Raw genomic sequence first — 17697 nt, 5'->3', positions numbered from 1 at the left:
ACGTAGTCAATTATTAATAAATAGGTGTGCGGCTAATTCCATGCCTTAAACAAAAACTCAGCCATTCACCCAAAAATTGGTTTAGCTGAAATTTTTCATCCTTTTGCATCATTTTTTTATTAGGGTAATCATATCTTGGCTTTACCCTAGAAATCTGCTCGCTAGAACACACTTCCGCAACTCGGGCATCGTGATAAAGGCGCACCAGCATCCTTGGAAGTGGAAATACTGGACGAACATCACACTGACAAACATCGACCAAGGTGGTGTAACGAGTAACTTCTTTAATTTCAAGTTGATAAGACATATCTGACACTTGATACGAACGCGTTTGGCCGACACTCGGCTCCATCGGTATCAAGGCGTTCATTTTGGCGTAATTTGTTTCATAGATCCGCATTAAACCCGCTAAATCTACATGATATGTCTTTTGCATTTACTGCCTTAATCGTTTATTGATTTTGCGACCAGCGCTCTTTTAATTCTTGATGATGCAATTCTAACCATAGCAATGCAATGATAGTCGCACCGTTTTCAATCTCACCAGAACTGACCAGTTGATAAGCATACGCACGATTTATGACATGAACTTGAATGTCTTCATTTTCATCCTCTACTCCATGTACACCAGTTGCCGTAGAAGCATCGACTTTGCCAACAAACACATCAAGAGTTTCTGAACACGCTCCTGATGAAGGGTAATAATGTGTGATGTGTTCAATATGAGTCACATCAATACCCGCTTCTTCTTGAGCCTCACGACGAACCACCTCTTCCGGTAGCTCTCCTTCATCATTCATTCCGGCAATAATTTCCAATTGCCAAGGTGATTTATGCTCTAACGCACCAACTCGTATTTGCTCGATTAATACAACTTCATCAGTAACAGGATCATACGCCAGTAAAGCTGAGGCATGGCCTCTGTCGAACATTTCTCTTTCAACAGGTTTACTCCAACCACCAGAAAACATACGGTGTCGAAAGGTATATTTCACCATTTTAAAAAAGCCATTAAACAGGTCTTCTTTTTTTTCAATCACGACATCTTGCGGTTGAAACTTTGCCTTTAACGTATGAAATCGTTCCATAATGCCTATCCTTTATAAGACCGCGGATCTAATCACGATAGATTGAAATCAACAAGCTTTGGTATAAAAAAATTTGAGTAATATTGATTTTTTTTTAGTTTTTTGTTCTTTTATTACCCAGGCGTATAGTAAGTGGTAAATTAGTGTAAAACTTTGCACAACATTTTAGCTACTTAGGTTACAATCTAAACCATATTGTCTATTTATATTATAAGCGGGAAAAGAACCATGAAAAAACTGCTTCCTCTTTTCGTTAGCCTCACCCTTGGTGGTGCTCACCTTGCACATGCTGATGATCTAGCAGAGATTTATAACCAAGCAAAAGAAAACGATCCTCAATTACTTAGCTCAAAAGCTGATCGTGATGCTGCTTTTGAATCTATTGATTCCACCCGTGGCGTACTTTTACCGCAAATTAATTTAACTGCAGGCTACAATATTACCCGCAATATTGACTCTCATGACAGCGGTCGCCCTAGTGCATACCTAGATGAAAATAACAATTTCACCGCTGGCTTAGATTTCTCTCAACAACTTTATCAGCGCGATAGTTGGGTAAACTTAGATATTGCAGAGCAGAATGCTCGTCAACAAGATTCTGCATATGCTGCTCAACAGCAAGACTTAATACTAAGAGTATCTCAAGCTTACTTTGGTGTACTTCAAGCTCAAGATAACCTTAGTTTTGTTAGTGCAGAAAAGAAAGCTGTTGGTCGCCAATTAGAGCAAACCAAACAGCGTTTTGAGGTTGGTCTGTCTGCAATTACTGATGTTCATGATGCCCAAGCACAATATGATAGCGTTTTAGCCGATGAAATCTTAGCTCAAAATGACCTTACTAATAGCTATGAAGCTTTACGTGAGATCACAGGTCAAGACAATAAAGATTTAAGAGTATTAGATACTAAACGCTTCTCTGCTAACAAACCTCAAACGACGCAAAATTCATTGGTAGATGAAGCTCAACAGAAAAACTTAGATTTACTTACCGCTCGAATTGCTCAAGATATAGCCAAAAGCAACATATCACTGGCTAATTCTGGTTATACACCATCATTAACTCTTGATGCTGGTTACCAATATTCTGATGTTGATGCTCACAATGATCACTCAAGTCTCAATAATTATAAAAGCAATGATTATAATGTTGGTATTAACTTAGTGGTTCCTCTTTACCAGGGTGGTAGTACAAGCGCAGACGTCAAAACTGCTGAGTATCAATATGTTTCTGCTAGCCAACAACTAGAAGCAACTTATCGTGGTGTAGTGAAGAATGTACGCGCTTACTACAACAATATTAACGCATCGATTGGTACCATTCGAGCTTACCAACAGTCGGTTATTTCAGCTAAATCAGCATTAGAAGCAACTGAAGCCGGCTATGAAGTGGGTACTCGTACTATTGTTGATGTATTAGATTCAACCCGTAGCTTATACGATGCAAACCGTAATCTTTCAGATGCTCGTTATAACTATATTCTAAGTGTTCTTCAATTAAAGCAAGCTGTGGGTACATTGAGCGAGCAAGATATTTTGGATATTAATGCTGGTTTGGTTTCGACAAAGTAATTACACAAATAAATTGAACAATGATGATCGTTTTATAATTACATTTTTCTATTCACACCATCCAAGCACGATAGATATAAAAACGCCACTTCATTGAAGTGGCGTTTTTTTTAAACTAAAAACCATATAAAGGGGTTGTTATCCCTTACCACCTTTGATGGCATTGATGATTTCTGATGTCGAACAGCCATCTTCAAAATTCAGGACTTTGACTTCACCACCCGCTGCAATCACTTCCACACCACCAGCAATCTCTTCTGGTTTATAATCGCCGCCTTTCACTAACAAACTTGGCAACACTTCCGAAATTAATCGCTGCGGGGTATCTTCGCTAAATGGTACCACCCAATCTACCGCGCCTAAGCCCGCTAATACCGCCATACGGCGATCCGTTGGGTTTACAGGACGACCAGGGCCTTTTAAGCGCTTCACTGATGCATCGGTGTTTACCGCGACAATCAAGCGATCGCCTAATTCTGCCGCGTGATTCAGGTATGACACATGGCCTGCGTGCAAAATATCAAAGCAACCATTAGTCATGACCACTTTCTCTCCACGAGCTCGAGCTCGTTTAACTGCTTCGATTAACGCGGACTCACTGATCACACCATAATCGGTATCTTTACTACCATGAATGGCTTCTGCAAGTTCAATGGTCGACAAGGTTGATGTACCCAATTTACCCACGACAACGCCAGCAGCAGCATTCGCTAATGCGCACGATTCTTTTAAATTCTTACCCGCGGCAACCGATGCTGCCAAAACCGAAATGACCGTATCACCGGCACCAGTAACATCAAACACTTCTTGTGCTTGAGTAGGTAAATGGAATGGTTCTTCGCCACGACAAAGTAGCGTCATACCATGTTCACTTCGAGTAACCAGTAAAGCTTCGAAGTCAAACTTCTCAATCAAAGCAAAACCTTTTTCAACCAGATCTTGCTCATTCTTGGTTTTACCCACCACCATTTCAAATTCAGATAAATTTGGCGTCAATAATGTCGCACCTCGGTAGCGTTCAAAATCCGCGCCTTTAGGATCAATAAAGACTGGAACCTTAGCGGCTTTGGCTCGTTGGATCATGGTTTGAACATCTTCTAATGCGCCTTTACCATAATCCGACAAGATCAATGACTTCACAGTGGGCAGGTATTGCTCCATACGTTCAAGAATTAATGCTGAGTCGACCTCTTCAAAGCTGTCTTCAAAATCTAAACGTATCAACTGTTGACCACGGCTCATGACACGCAACTTTGTGATGGTCGGTAATTCAGGGACAGAGACGAAATCACAGGTGACATTCAGAGAAGACAGTTTCTCATTCAAAACCTTAGCAGGCTCATCATCACCGGTTAAACCAATCAATTTCGCATTACCACCTAATGCGGCAATATTCATTGCCACGTTTGCTGCACCACCTGGTCTTTCTTCGTTGTTTTCAATTTTAACAACAGGCACTGGGGCTTCAGGTGAAATTCGCCCTGTGGGTCCGTACCAATAACGATCCAACATCACATCACCAACAATCAATACACCAGATTGTGCATAATCAGGCAAAATAGGTTTCATACTGTTCTCCGCAAGCTCAGGTTTTCTAAGCTTTATTCAACAATTAGCCAATCAACAATTGGCCGTGATAATACCACAGCCTCCGTTTAGGTAGAAATTCTACACTCTAAACCATTGCTGCCATTGCTGCTGAATGCATTGACGATGTTCAATAAAACGTGACTCATCGACATCCGCATCCAAGTTAAGTAAATTTCGGTGGTGGATTTCATCTCGCAAGCAAGTATACGCATCAATCAAATTTTGCGCATCTTGCGCACTCATCAACCCTTGCTCAGCACAGTTTTCTAAAATGCGAACATTATCAGACCATACGGTTAATGGTGCATTGTCATGGCTATGTTGCAACACGATATATTGAACTAAAAATTCGATATCCGTTATCCCGCCTTTGTCTTGTTTTAACATAAAGCGACCAGATTTTTTCTCGCTTAAATGTTCACGCATTTTTTCACGCATCTCCGACACCTCTTGCTTGAGCTTATTCGGCTCACGGACTTGGGTTAAGATTTTTTCACGTGTGGCTTTAAACGCTTGTGTTAAAGGTTCATCGCCATAAATTAAACGAGCCCTGACGAGTGCTTGATGTTCCCACGTCCACGCCTCGCTCAATTGATACTCTTCAAAGGAATCTGCAGCGCAAGCGAGTAACCCTGAAATACCAGAAGGACGCAAGCGTGTATCAATATCATACAAAATACCGGATGGGGTTCTGGTTGAGAAAATATGCACGATGCGTTGCGCTAAACGTAGGTAGAACTGACAACCATCAATTTCTTTTTTGCCGTCGGTATACACATTCTTTGGGCAGTCATGCATAAACACCACATCCAAATCTGAATTATAACCAAGCTCCCACCCGCCCACTTTTCCATAACCGATAACCGCAAAACCTTTACCATTTCTTTCTTTTAAATGGGTTGGCTCACCATATTTTTCAGTTAATTGTAGCCAAGCTTGCGACACAACCGCATCTACAATCGCTTCGGCTAAATAGGTTAAATGGTCGCTGACTTTCATTACCGGCAGTACACCTGCGATATCAGCAGCGGCAATCCGTAACAAACAAATTTGTTTAAATTGGCGCAAGGCTTCCATTTGCTGTTCCATGTCATCTTCTGGAATACGGGCAAGGAAATCTCGTAATTCAGAACGATAATCAGTTAAGCCAATAGGATTGTATAATTGCTGAGGATCGATAAGCTCATCTAATAAAATGGGGTAACGACCCAATTTCTCAGAGATCATTGGACTAGCAGTGCATAGGCGAACTAATTGCTTAAGCGCCCCAGGGTGTTCTTCTAATAACTCTAAGTACGTCGTTCGGGTCACGATATTGTTGAGTAAGTGAAGCACCCGAGATAGACCAAATTGTGCATCTTTATGAGAAAAGATCGCATCAAAGACCTTTGGCATTAAGCGCACGAGCACTTCACGTCCTCTAGGCCCTAAAGTCTTCTTGGCTAAGTCTTGCTTAAATTGAACAATCACGCCCGCTAACTGCTCAGCGTTTTGTACTTGAACATCTTGTTCTAAAATAGAGGTCAATACATCCACTTGAGTGGCCATATCCCAAAGTTCAATATAATGAGAGGCAACCGCATCTTCCGGTACTTCCTCTTCACCAATTAAATCGTTAAAAACAAGGTGTACTTGCGTCATTTTTTCGAAAGTAGCTGATTTCAAATCCGCCCAACAGTCAAAAGACATGGCATAAGCAAGGCGCTGTTGATCAATTGAATCATCCGGCAAGGTTTGAGTTTGTTTATCTCCGATGGCTTGCAGTAAGTTTTCTAGCTTCCTTAAAAAAAGGTAAGCCTGACGCAAGGTATCGACTTCTTCACTTTCAAGTAAGGTAAGATCGTTAATCGCTTGCAGCGTTTCTAGTAGACCTCGGCCTTGCAAACTCGGTTCTCGGCCGCCACGAATTAATTGAAAAACCTGAACAATAAATTCAATCTCTCGAATACCACCAGCGCCCAATTTAATATTGTTGGTTAATCCTCGACGTCTCACTTCAGAGCTGATCATTGATTTCATGCGGCGCAATGATTGAATCGCACTAAAGTCGATATAACGTCGGAATACAAAAGGGCGCAACATTTGGCGAAGCTCTTGGTATTCAGGGTACATTTCACACCCCATGACCCGAGCTTTCACCATGGCATAACGTTCCCAATCTCGGCCTTGTTCTTGATAATAATCTTCAAGCGCTGCGTAACTCATCACCAATGGGCCACTTTCACCAAAAGGGCGAAGACGCATATCAACTCGATAACAAAAGCCATCAAACGTTGCTTGATCTAAAGCTTTGATGATCCGCTGACCTAAACGAGTAAAAAACTGCGCATTATCTAAATTCCGACGCTTGCCTTGTGTTTCACCATTTTCAGGATAAGTAAAAATCAAATCAATGTCGGATGAGAAGTTAAGCTCCCCACCACCGAGCTTTCCCATACCAATAATAAGCATAGGTTGCGCTTCACCTTGGGCATTACATGGGGTGCCCCACTCTTCACAACACGCTTTATATTGCCATTGATATGACTCTACAATCATGGCTTCAGCCAGTTGAGACAAATGGCGTAAACTTTCTTCTAATGACCATAGGTGAAGAAAATCACGCCAAGCAATCACGGTCATTTCTTGACGACGAAACAATCGCAATTGATGCAATAATTCCGCCTCATTAACACACGCAGAAAGGCGTTCTAATAACTCTTTTCGATAAGAATCTGCGCGATGTTCTACCGATAATAAGAGTGGCAGTTGCCTCACAAGCTGCTCATCGCACAACAAGGATTCAGCAATAAAATCACTCAGCCCCAATACCACACTAAGCTGACGGCGCAATTCATCAGGCCATTGTTCCAATTCGTGGCTATATCGTTCAAGCAACTTGTTCCATTCAATTTGAGAATGTGCTTGTAACTGGCTTGGTAGCGTCATAGTGATCCCTTGCTTCCTTAATCGTCCATTATTACTGCAAATCAGAATTAACTTTCTTTAGCAAAACATATCGATAGTAAAACATACCGATAGTTAGCTATGTTAATTGTTAACCATGCCAATAAGGCTGAAGTTCTGTGCAGCGAGCTCGCGTTTTATCCATAGCATGCAAAATTGACAACTCTTGCCTGCGAAGCCAACGTTCAAGCTGTTCTTGTTGATCATCTTCTAAATCGGCATGCAATAATTGTAATGGCATTAACGACAATAAATCATCAATCCCTTCCAATAAATCGACCCACGGTAGTCGAAATTGGGTACGCATATCTAAGTCAAATAAATAAGCAAATGCCAATCCAGTATATAAATTACGCTTTAAGCGCATTTGTTGATCTATATAGTCTTGACGAGAAAACTCACGCTCAACTGGAAAAACTTCAATCAATTCAGCCCAACTGCGATCCAATTGCTTAATAGCGAAAGGTTTAACATCTCTCGACATTTTTTCACGCGCTTTATCATCTAAAAATGGCTGCCAGCCTTTGGATAATATCCAGCGACTTAAGTCGAGCAATACCGCGGTATAGCGAGCTGATTCAAAGAGGTTTAACATGGACTCTCGAGAAGGCAGCGCTTCTTTTTGTTCATTAAGCGCTGTCACCAACTGCTTTTGACAATCGAGCTTTCGTAAGGTGTAGCCTTTGTCTTCTGTTAGATCATTTAAAAAGTGTAACCTTTTTAGCCATACTAGCTCTTCTTCTAGCCATTTGAACTCTTGGCGCAATAGAGCACTCGCACGACGTGGAATGATCCCACCGTAGACGTAAAATAACTGACGAATAAAACCTATCGCATAGTTGATTTGCTCAAGAGCTTCGATTGATTCTTGCTCTGTATAGAGTTGTTCATGGTAATGCCAATGAGACAAACCATGTTCAAGGGACTGGATAAAACACTCTTCGACACTGTGTTTCGGGTCGGTTTCAACCAAAGAGAAATCGAGTACAGGATCTGCAATATGATTGTGAGCTAAGCGATACCCTCTTGCCGCCTTACTTAAGTTGCCAAGACGCATACCGCCTTGATCGGATAAAGTGCGAGCCAATGCAAATAAAGACTCGGTTTGACCAGACTTAAGCTCAAGCTCCACTTCGCAAATAGGGCTTTCTTGTTCTGCAGCAATCACCACACCTTGATCAAAAGCAACTTCTATCTGGCTGCCATCTGACATACTAAGCAGCCATTGCTCTCGGCGAAAATTCGTTGAAAATAGTGGGAAAATTTCTTGCTGTAAAACTTGCACATCTCGCCCTAATGGCCAAATATCATCAGGGTGCAACAAAAGATTGGGCTCGTTACTATCATGCTCCGCATTATATTCTGGTCGTTGATGAAGGCCAGCAACAACACGGCCAGAGGTTTTGACCGTTTGCACAAATACATCATCGACGCGGCGAATGCGAAAGCCAATATCATGCTGACGTAGCCACTGATCAGGCGTATCAAAATAGATATTGCCTAGATCTTTGCAGCTATGTTGGAGGACTTTATAGTCGGCAATTTTTTGTTTTAAAATATCTGAAAATTCAGGTGAAACAAAAAGCTTAAGTTCTATCTCGGTTTCCATGCTGATACCTATCGTGAATGACAGTAAAAGCATATTGTGGAATGCGGCGCTGAGCAAGAAAGAAATAACGACTTAATCATGATCTAAAACAGTAGGAATGGCTGTAAGATTAAGTTAACATGCGCGACTTTGTAGCACTGTCCAGCATTTGACCGATACTAAAAGGCCAAATGTCCTATGGGTTCTATTTTTTTTGTAGGTTGAATAACCATGCCAGTAAATACAATAATGGGGTTGTTTGCAAAGTCCCCTATTAAGCCTTTGCAAGAACACGTTGTTTGTGTGAACGAATGCTGTTCGCACCTTATCCCTTTCTTTGAAGTGTGCGCGGAAGGCAATTGGGAAGAAGCGAATCGTATTCGTGAAACCATTTCTCGCCTTGAACGTGAAGCCGATTCTCTAAAAAGAGAAATTCGTCTTAAATTACCTCGCGGACTTTTCATGCCAGTCGACCGTACTGACATGCTCGAATTACTTACTCAACAAGACAAACTTGCGAACCTTGCGAAAGATATCGCAGGTCGTGTGATTGGTCGTAAGTTAGAGATCCCACCTTCTATGCAAGAAGCTTTTGCAGCTTATGTTGTACGCTGCCTTGATGCTGCACTTCAAGCTCAAAAAGTGATCCATGAATTAGATGAGCTGCTAGAAACAGGCTTTAAAGGTCGTGAAGTAACCTTAGTTGCAGAAATGATCAATCAATTAGATGAAATTGAAGACGATACTGATACGATGCAAATCGATTTACGTCAGCAGTTGATGGAAGTGGAATCAAAATATAACCCAATCGATATTGTATTCTTATACAAAATTCTTGAATGGGTTGGCGGAATTGCCGATCAAGCACAACGTGTGGGTGCTCGTTTGGAAGTCATGTTGTCTCGTTCATAACGTTCGATTCAACGAAAGTAAATAAATACAGTAATAAATAACTAACACGGTAAGTGTGGGGTGTGATTCCCTACAAACAACTTGCCTAAATTGTTATCTCAAAAACTAGGTATTACGATGGATATCCTCGCAAACTACGGCACTATTTTAATTATAGTTGCAGCGTTATTTGGTTTCCTAATGGCTGTTGGTATTGGTGCAAACGATGTTGCCAATGCCATGGGTACATCTGTTGGTTCTAAAGCTCTAACAGTAAAACAAGCAATTTTCATTGCTATGATCTTCGAATTTGCTGGTGCTTATCTCGCAGGTGGTGAAGTAACGGACACGATTCGTAAAGGAGTCATTGATACTTCTTATTACACCGCTCAACCAGACGTTTTAGTCTACGGAATGATGTCAGCGCTTTTAGCCGCTGGTACTTGGTTGTTACTTGCTTCTTACATGGGTTGGCCAGTATCAACCACTCACTCCATCATCGGTGCTATCATCGGTTTTGCTTGTGTGTCTGTTGGTACTCAAGGGGTTGATTGGCATTCGGTACAAGGTATTGTGGGGAGTTGGATTGTCACCCCGTTTATAGCCGGTATTTTTGCTTATGGGATATTTGTCAGTGCACAACGACTGATATTTGACACTGAAAACCCGGTCGCAAACGCCAAACGTTTTGTGCCTGTTTACATGTTCATCACCACAATGGTTATCGCATTGGTTACCATTAAAAAAGGTCTGAAACATGTTGGCTTGCACCTGACTCACAGTGAAGCTTGGGTATATTCAGCATTAGTTTCTGCTATCGTGATGCTCTGCGGTTACCTATACATCAATCGAAAATTTGCCAACCAAGAAGAAGACCACAGCTTTGCAGGTGTGGAAAGCATCTTCAGTGTTCTTATGGTTATCACCGCTTGTGCTATGGCGTTTGCTCATGGTTCAAATGATGTAGCCAATGCAATCGGTCCTCTCTCTGCAGTGGTTTCTACTGTGCAAAATATGGGTGAATTGACAGCGAAAAGCTCTATCGCATGGTGGATTCTTCCTCTTGGCGGTATTGGTATTGTGGTTGGTCTTGCCACTATGGGTCATAAAGTAATGGCGACCGTGGGTACAGGTATTACTGAACTCACGCCTAGCCGTGGCTTTGCCGCACAACTTGCCACTGCAACAACAGTGGTATTAGCTTCAGGTACTGGCTTACCAATTTCGACTACACAAACCCTAGTTGGTGCAGTTCTGGGCGTTGGTTTTGCTCGTGGTATTGCGGCGCTTAACCTAGGTGTTGTTCGTAACATCGTAGCATCGTGGATTATCACTTTGCCTGCCGGTGCGGTTCTGTCGATCGTATTCTTCTATGCGATTCAGGCAATGTTTTCCTAGGTAAAGCAGAATTAGGCACTCGGTAAAGGCATTCTGTCAAAGCTGTGTCATAATTATTATCAGGAAGTAAAAAGAGGGAGCGAAAGCTCCCTCTTTTGTTGCACCTTAAGAGTAAACTTCTTACTATTCATTTAATGCATATCTAATCTAGGATTTCCGATCGTAAAATCGTGATACATAAGTGTCTAATGACACCTAGCCCTAGTTTCACATCAATAAAAAGGGACAAAATGTGAAAAAGCTTCTTTGCTTAGTACTATTGGCATGTTTTTTTGCTCCAATGACATACGCGCGTGACTCTTATATTTCAGACAAACTTTTCACCTATGTTCATTCGGGCCCAAGTAACGACTTCCGTATTATCGGCAGTGTAAATGCTGGTGAACCAATACAAGTTCTGTCGAACAATAAATCGAGTGGTTTTACGCAAATCATCGACAGTAAAGGCCGCAAAGGTTGGGTTGAAAGTAAATATGTGACTCAAGATGTCAGCATGTCTATTCGCCTTCCTGAAGTGGAAAAAGAACTCGCGATAGTGAAAGATAAATTGGATAATGCCGAGCAAACTTCTGATACAGAGAAAGCTGGCCTCATCAGTTCGTTGAAATTGAGCAAGCAACAAATTACCGATTTAGAAACCAACTATCGTGATATCAACCAGCAGCTCACTGAGTCTCAAGAAGAAGTTCGCTCTCTAAGAGCTAAGATTGATACTCAAAAAGAAGACTTACTATTACGCTACTTCATGTACGGTGGTGGTGTGGCAGGTTTAGGTCTATTGTTTGGTTTAGTGCTTCCTCACATCATTCCTCGTCGTAAGAAAAACAACGGTGGATGGGCTTAATCGCACGCTATTCATTCAAGGTTATTAACCTGCAGTATTATTAACCTTCACAGCTTTGTTAACCTCTAAAATGGTTAACGTCAGAAACAAAAAAACGTGCATTTCGATGCACGTTTTTTATTAGTAATATTTATACCTTGGACTGAATAGCTTTCAGTCAAAAGGTTTTACTTTTCAGCTTCAGATTCCATTTGCGCATTATCTACGACATGGTTTTCCCCAATATCTTTCGGTAACACTAAGTTCAATACAATCGCCACAATACCGCATAAGCTCACACCTTGCAGGCTAAACTCACCAATACCAAAGGCCATTCCACCGATACCAAAAACTAACGTCACCGCCACAATCACTAAGTTACGTGATTTATGTAAATCCACTTGGTTTCTGATTAAGGTATTTAAGCCAACAACAGCAATCGAACCAAACAATAAAATCATAATACCGCCCATCACAGGAACCGGAATGGTTTGAAGCACAGCGCCTAATTTTCCCACGAAAGCCAATACGAGAGCAGTCACTGCCGCCCAGGTCATGATCACTGGATTAAAGGCCTTAGTTAGCATCACTGCGCCAGTGACTTCAGAATAGGTAGTGTTAGGTGGTGCGCCAAACATCGCCGCTGCCATAGTCGCGACACCGTCTCCTGTCATGGTGCGGTGCAAACCCGGCTTTTTCAGGTAATCTTTTTTAGTGACATTTGAAATCGCAAGAATATCACCAACATGTTCAACTGCAGGCGCAATGGCGACAGGGATCATAAACAGTACAGCATTGATATTAAATTCAGGGAAAGTGAAATTCGGCAAAGCGAACCATGACGCTTGTTGAACCGGGGTAAAATCAACCACGCCAAAGAACAAACTCATCGCGTAACCAGAAACAATGCCACCTAAAATAGGCACTAATTTAAAGAAACCTTTACCCAGCACACTTAAAGCTATCGTCACCAATAGCGATACGGCGGAAATCCACAACGCCGCATCATGGGTGACGATTTGAATCGCGCCATCACCGCTTTTACCCAGCGCCATATTTACGGCTGCCGGAGCCAAACCTAAACCAATCACCATGATCACGGGGCCTACAACCACCGGAGGCAACAGCTTATGAATGAAACCCACTCCGCGTACTTTAATTACTGCGCCTAAAACCACATAAACCGCACCAGCAACCATCAATCCGCCCATGGTGCTTGCAACGCCCCATGCTTGGATTCCATACATAATTGGAGCAATGAAAGCGAAAGAAGAGGCAAGAAAAATAGGAACGCTTCGCTTGGTAATCATCTGAAAGATTAAGGTACCGATACCTGCACCAAATAATGCAACACTCGGGTCTAGCCCGGTTAACAATGGCACTAATACCAATGCTCCAAATGCCACAAACAGCATTTGTGCACCTTGTAAAACCTGCAACATACTCACCTTCCTCTCTATAAAAAAACAAACTGTCGAAGTCTACCATTAAAACAACAGCAAACATTGTGCCACAGGTGTTATTTTACGAGATTATCATTAAGGAAACGCTCACGTTGCAAGATTGTGTGCTGACCTAGCCGTTCCACTCATAGAGAGCAGGTACTTGAATGAGCTGTCCATCAAATTGGATAACTAAACTGCCCGGTAAAATCTTATCTAATTTCACTGAGTCACCGACAATCCAATCGCCTTCATGGGCTTCTGTTCCATTCACTTTGATCCAGCGGCTCGTCGGTTGAGAAGAGTACATATGAGTTTCAAAGTTCATTTTTGGCAAGTATCCAGCGTATTGTTTTTCATTTCCGACTAAATTAACCGTACCTTGCGGCAGTTGCATTGACGTTTGTGCTGCAGTTGCTGCTTTTTTTCTGCTCGCAGCCGGTGAATCGATTGCCGTTCTAAAAATTTCAGCTAACTCAGGAGAGACTCCAGAGAGATCCAATTCATTAACTCCCCAGTCACTATTTTGATCATCCATATTAATCTGATCAGTTTTAATAATAGTGCCACCATCTGCGCGTCTAGAAGATGTTTGAGCAGTTCGATTTACCGAGCTATTCACAGGTGCCGATGGTGAAGGCGCTTTCACTTTCGGTGCAGGTAAAGTCTTGGTGGCCTCTATTTCTGGATATGGTAATAACCGAGCTTGAACTGGCGCCACCTCAACCGAGTCTTGTTGAGTCAGGTTTTCTGGCTCAGCGGCGGGTGATTCTTGAGATATTACAGACTCTTCGACTGGCAGTTCGTCTTTAGCAACTCCAACCTCTGAGCTGGCATTATTGGCTTGATGATAAAAAAATACCGCTCCTAGCACCAATGCAACAGGCAACGCAGCCAGTAATACCACCAGCCCTTTATTAAAAGGTTTGGTTTGCATGTAATGTCCATGAGCATTGGGCATTTTAGGTGCTGATTGTGCTTGATACGCCTGCTCTGATTGCTGTAAAGCTTTCATTACTTCTGACATTATTCACTGTCCTTGTCATCAATTTTAGCCACAATCACAGGGGCATTACGGTTCACATAGCTGTCTAATAGCATGAGCGTTTTTTTACCTGCAATGCCATCAACATCGATACCTTGCCACATTTGAAACGCTTCCACTTTAGTTTTCACCGTTTGATCGAATCGTTCGGTCGCGCTTAATGGCTCACCTAGCACTTGAGACAACAAACGATTAAGCTTTTGCACTTCCTCGCCTTGTGAATACAACTTTAAGGTTTGATCGGCCATATCGCTGTGCCATAGCAATTGGTATTCACCACTCCAATGTTTTTTAAGCCATTCAATCGGAACTTCGACTCGCTTTCCCGCCAGTAATAACTGCGCATGCGTATCGGTAAGACGATATAGCACAGAAAAGTAAGTTCTATATTGATCTTGAAGCGTTAACATCGCCGGGCGATTAATCGTAGCAAGATCGGTGAGGTTTCCGCTTTGCTGGTAACAATACAACTCTCCCCTTTCTGCATCTCTGCAATTGGCTTCATGGCTAGAAACTTGATAACCCCATAGAGAGAATAAAGTCTGCATTGCCGCTATAGGGTTATGACTTTGAGTAACCAAAGGTGAAATGATGTCATCCACACCAGAAAAGCTTGCAGTTTGTTCGCGCTCTCTAGGTAATAAGGCATTTAGATTGGTTTGCTGCATAGTGCTGTTCGGGGCTGCTTCTTCCTTAAAAGCTTGTTCCACAGGCACTGCTGGTTGCTCTGTTTCCATCGGAAGCAAATTTTCACTGCTCGGCGACATCGCACTTAATGACGATATATAGCTCGGTAAAACAAACCAAGCACCAGCAGCAAGCATCAGCCCTAAACTCAGGCTAAGAAGATAAGGCATGATTGAGCGATGAGAAGGCGCAGCATACTGCCCGCCAGATTGAGCTAAAGGATTATGACTGCCGATAGGGCGCTGAAAAGTCATCACATCCTCACACGCTTTTTCAGCTACCGAACCTGAAACCGAAGCTTCTCCACCGTAGTAAGCATATAGCATGCATTTATCACACACTAAATTGATTAACCTAGGCACACCTTGAGTTTGCTTTGCGATAGCTTTAACTGCCTTTGTCGAGAACACTTCATAACGACACCCCGCCACTTGCAAACGAAATTGAATGTATTGAGCCACTTCTTGATCGGTTAAAGGCAACAAATGATATCGACCAGTAATACGTTGTGCTAGCTGCCTCAATTCTTCTGTTTGCAACTTATATTGTAATTCAGGCTGACCAATCAAAAGCACTCGTAATAGCTTTTGGCTTTCGGTTTCTAGATTGGTTAACAGGCGTAATTGCTCCAACACATCCGCTGAAAGATGTTGTGCTTCATCAATCAGTAACAGAGTTTGAATGCCTTGCGCGTGGTTATCTAATAAATATTGATAAATGGCTTGAGTTAACTGTTTTAAGCTTGCAGGCGTTTGATATTCAATTGAAAACTCATCACAAATGGATTCAAGCAACTCAATGCTCGTATACGTTGGATTGAGAATAAGCCCGGTTTTTATGTTGCTTTCCAGCACCGATAATAACGCTTTCGATACCGTAGTTTTACCCGTTCCGACTTCCCCTGTGAGTAAGGCAAAACCTCCACCGCCGCCCAATCCCGCTTGAAGGTGATTCATCGCTTCACGATGTCTGGCGCTAAGGAAGATATAACGAGAGCTAGGTACTATAGTAAATGGTAATTCAGATAGGCCAAAAAAGTCCTTGTACATGTTTAACTCTCAAATCGTAAGTGGTGATTGAATTCTATCAATGCCGTAGTCAGGTAACAGTGAGTATAAAGTACACCAATCACAAGGGTATTTATACCCACAAAGCATGGCGCACTCAGTGTTTCTTGTTAGAATACTTCCCAGTTTTATTTCAAATAATAAATATACACTGAAAGAATCAATAGACTTTAAGACAATAAAAATAGGACAAAGTGTGCAAATATTTTTAGTGGGCGGCGCGGTAAGGGATCAACTCCTCAAAATACCCAGTAATGATAAAGACTGGGTTGTGGTAGGCAGCAGCCCTAAAAGTATGCTAGCACAAGGCTTTCGTGCGGTTGGGCAAGACTTCCCTGTCTTTCTACATCCGAACACTCAAGAAGAATACGCACTGGCACGTACCGAACGAAAATCAGGCCAAGGTTACACCGGTTTTGAATGCTTTTACGCACCTGATGTCACTTTAGAAGACGATTTAGCTCGTCGTGACTTAACCATTAATGCGATAGCCCAAAGTGAAGATGGTACATTGCATGACCCTTACCATGGTCAGCAAGACATCAAGCAACGTATTTTACGTCATGTCTCACCTGCGTTTAGCGAAGATCCATTACGAGTATTACGCGTCGCTCGATTCGCTGCTAAGTTAGCGCCTTTTGATTTCACTATTGCACCTGAAACCATGCAATTAATGCAAAATATGGTTAACAGTGGCGAGCTTGAACACTTAACGGCTGAGCGCGTTTGGCAAGAATGGCATAAATCGTTAACCACATCTGCCCCGCATATTTTTTTACAGGTATTAAGAGAATGTGGCGCATTAAACGTGATATTGCCAGAAATTGATGCATTGTTTGGCGTTCCTCAACCTGAGAATGGGCATCCGGAAATTGATACTGGCATTCACACCTTAATGGTGGCAGAACAAGCCTCACGCATCAGCCAAGAAGTCAGTGTGCGCTTCGCGGCGCAAGTCCATGATTTAGGAAAAGGTGTAACGCCGGAATCAGAATGGCCAAGCCATAAAATGCATTGTCACACTGGTATAAAACTCATCAAGCAACTCTGCGAACGCATTAAAGTGCCCAATGACTGCCGAGATTTAGCATTACTTGTCTGCCAGCATCATTCTAATGTTCACCGAACGCAGGAACTAAAGCCGTCCACCGTGCTCAAGTTGCTCAACCAAATGGATGCATGGCGTAAACCAGATCGATTTGAACAAATATTGCAGTGCTGCCAAGCCGATCATCAAGGTCGTAAAGGATTGGAACACTTAGCTTATTTACCCAAAGAATTAATGATAACTTATTACCAAGCAGCGAATGCCATCGATGTTCAAAGCATCATTTCGCAAGGGTTTAGCGGCAAAGCCATTCGTGACGAATTAGATCAGCAAAGAATAAAAGCAATTCATAGCGTAAAAGAGCACTAACCTATGGTTTATTCTTGGAAAACTAATCGATATTGAGCTTCTTAGATTTAGACATCAAAATGCATCACAATTTTAACCATCACTTTACTGAGCAAAACTTCCGAAGATGTTAGACTCTCGGAAAATTAACGATAGGACAACCATTT

Annotated in this window: 13 protein-coding genes; 5 read left to right on the top strand and 8 right to left on the bottom strand. The window is 42.2% G+C overall.

What is annotated here, in order from left to right; genetic code table 11:
• Positions 1-13: 13 nt before the first annotated feature.
• A complete protein-coding gene (locus A1QC_RS08615) occupies positions 14-436 on the bottom strand; it encodes a DUF1249 family protein (RefSeq protein ID WP_017024939.1) in 423 nt (140 codons plus the stop codon).
• Between the two features lie 16 nt (positions 437-452).
• A complete protein-coding gene (nudF, locus tag A1QC_RS08610; RefSeq protein WP_017024938.1) occupies positions 453-1088 on the bottom strand; it encodes an ADP-ribose diphosphatase in 636 nt (211 codons plus the stop codon).
• Positions 1089-1316: 228 nt separating this feature from the next.
• Here nudF and tolC point away from each other — a divergent pair, with 228 nt between their 5' ends.
• Positions 1317-2657 carry an outer membrane channel protein TolC gene (gene tolC, locus A1QC_RS08605; RefSeq protein ID WP_017024937.1) on the top strand — a complete coding sequence of 447 codons (1341 nt, stop codon included), beginning with the start codon at positions 1317-1319 and terminating at the stop codon, positions 2655-2657.
• Between the two features lie 138 nt (positions 2658-2795).
• Here the strand turns inward: tolC and hldE are convergent, their stop codons facing one another.
• The 3 genes from hldE to A1QC_RS08590 form a co-directional block, all read right to left on the bottom strand.
• Positions 2796-4226, bottom strand: coding sequence for a bifunctional D-glycero-beta-D-manno-heptose-7-phosphate kinase/D-glycero-beta-D-manno-heptose 1-phosphate adenylyltransferase HldE (gene hldE, locus A1QC_RS08600; RefSeq protein WP_017024936.1), 1431 nt, complete (start codon positions 4224-4226; stop codon positions 2796-2798).
• Between the two features lie 99 nt (positions 4227-4325).
• Positions 4326-7175, bottom strand: a complete 2850-nt coding sequence (glnE, locus tag A1QC_RS08595; protein WP_017024935.1) for a bifunctional [glutamate--ammonia ligase]-adenylyl-L-tyrosine phosphorylase/[glutamate--ammonia-ligase] adenylyltransferase — start codon at positions 7173-7175, stop codon at positions 4326-4328.
• 109 nt (positions 7176-7284) lie between these two features.
• A complete protein-coding gene (locus tag A1QC_RS08590; protein WP_017024934.1) occupies positions 7285-8802 on the bottom strand; it encodes an inorganic triphosphatase in 1518 nt (505 codons plus the stop codon).
• Positions 8803-9012: 210 nt separating this feature from the next.
• On the opposite strand from A1QC_RS08590, the gene A1QC_RS08585 reads away from it, so the two are divergent.
• The 3 genes from A1QC_RS08585 to A1QC_RS08575 all read left to right on the top strand — a co-directional run bounded on the left by A1QC_RS08585 (position 9013) and on the right by A1QC_RS08575 (position 11914).
• On the top strand, positions 9013-9693 hold the full coding sequence (locus A1QC_RS08585; RefSeq protein ID WP_026025796.1) for a TIGR00153 family protein: 681 nt from the start codon (positions 9013-9015) through the stop codon (positions 9691-9693).
• 117 nt (positions 9694-9810) lie between these two features.
• Entirely contained in the window at positions 9811-11070 is a 1260-nt protein-coding gene (locus tag A1QC_RS08580) for an inorganic phosphate transporter (protein ID WP_017024932.1), read from the top strand.
• Between the two features lie 232 nt (positions 11071-11302).
• The gene (locus A1QC_RS08575; protein WP_017024931.1) at positions 11303-11914 is read left to right on the top strand and encodes a TIGR04211 family SH3 domain-containing protein; all 612 of its coding nucleotides are present in this window, start codon (positions 11303-11305) and stop codon (positions 11912-11914) included.
• A gap of 167 nt (positions 11915-12081) precedes the next feature.
• On the opposite strand, the gene A1QC_RS08570 is transcribed toward A1QC_RS08575, so the two are convergent.
• From A1QC_RS08570 to A1QC_RS08560, 3 genes are all read right to left on the bottom strand, one after another.
• Entirely contained in the window at positions 12082-13335 is a 1254-nt protein-coding gene (locus A1QC_RS08570; protein ID WP_017024930.1) for a uracil-xanthine permease family protein, read from the bottom strand.
• A 133-nt stretch (positions 13336-13468) separates the two neighbouring features.
• Positions 13469-14362, bottom strand: coding sequence for a general secretion pathway protein GspB (locus tag A1QC_RS08565; protein ID WP_017024929.1), 894 nt, complete (start codon positions 14360-14362; stop codon positions 13469-13471).
• Entirely contained in the window at positions 14362-16116 is a 1755-nt protein-coding gene (locus A1QC_RS08560; protein WP_017024928.1) for an ExeA family protein, read from the bottom strand. The genes A1QC_RS08565 and A1QC_RS08560 overlap by 1 nt, the downstream gene beginning before the upstream one ends.
• Before the next feature lie 214 nt (positions 16117-16330).
• Between A1QC_RS08560 and A1QC_RS08555 the strand changes: the two genes are divergently transcribed.
• The gene (locus A1QC_RS08555; RefSeq protein WP_017024927.1) at positions 16331-17551 is read left to right on the top strand and encodes a multifunctional CCA addition/repair protein; all 1221 of its coding nucleotides are present in this window, start codon (positions 16331-16333) and stop codon (positions 17549-17551) included.
• Positions 17552-17697: the final 146 nt, after the last annotated feature.

The organism is Vibrio rumoiensis 1S-45, assembly GCF_000286955.2.
GTDB lineage: Bacteria > Pseudomonadota > Gammaproteobacteria > Enterobacterales > Vibrionaceae > Vibrio > Vibrio rumoiensis_A.
Note: the sequence above shows the minus strand (reverse complement) of the source record. Positions and strands in the feature narration are given on the sequence as shown.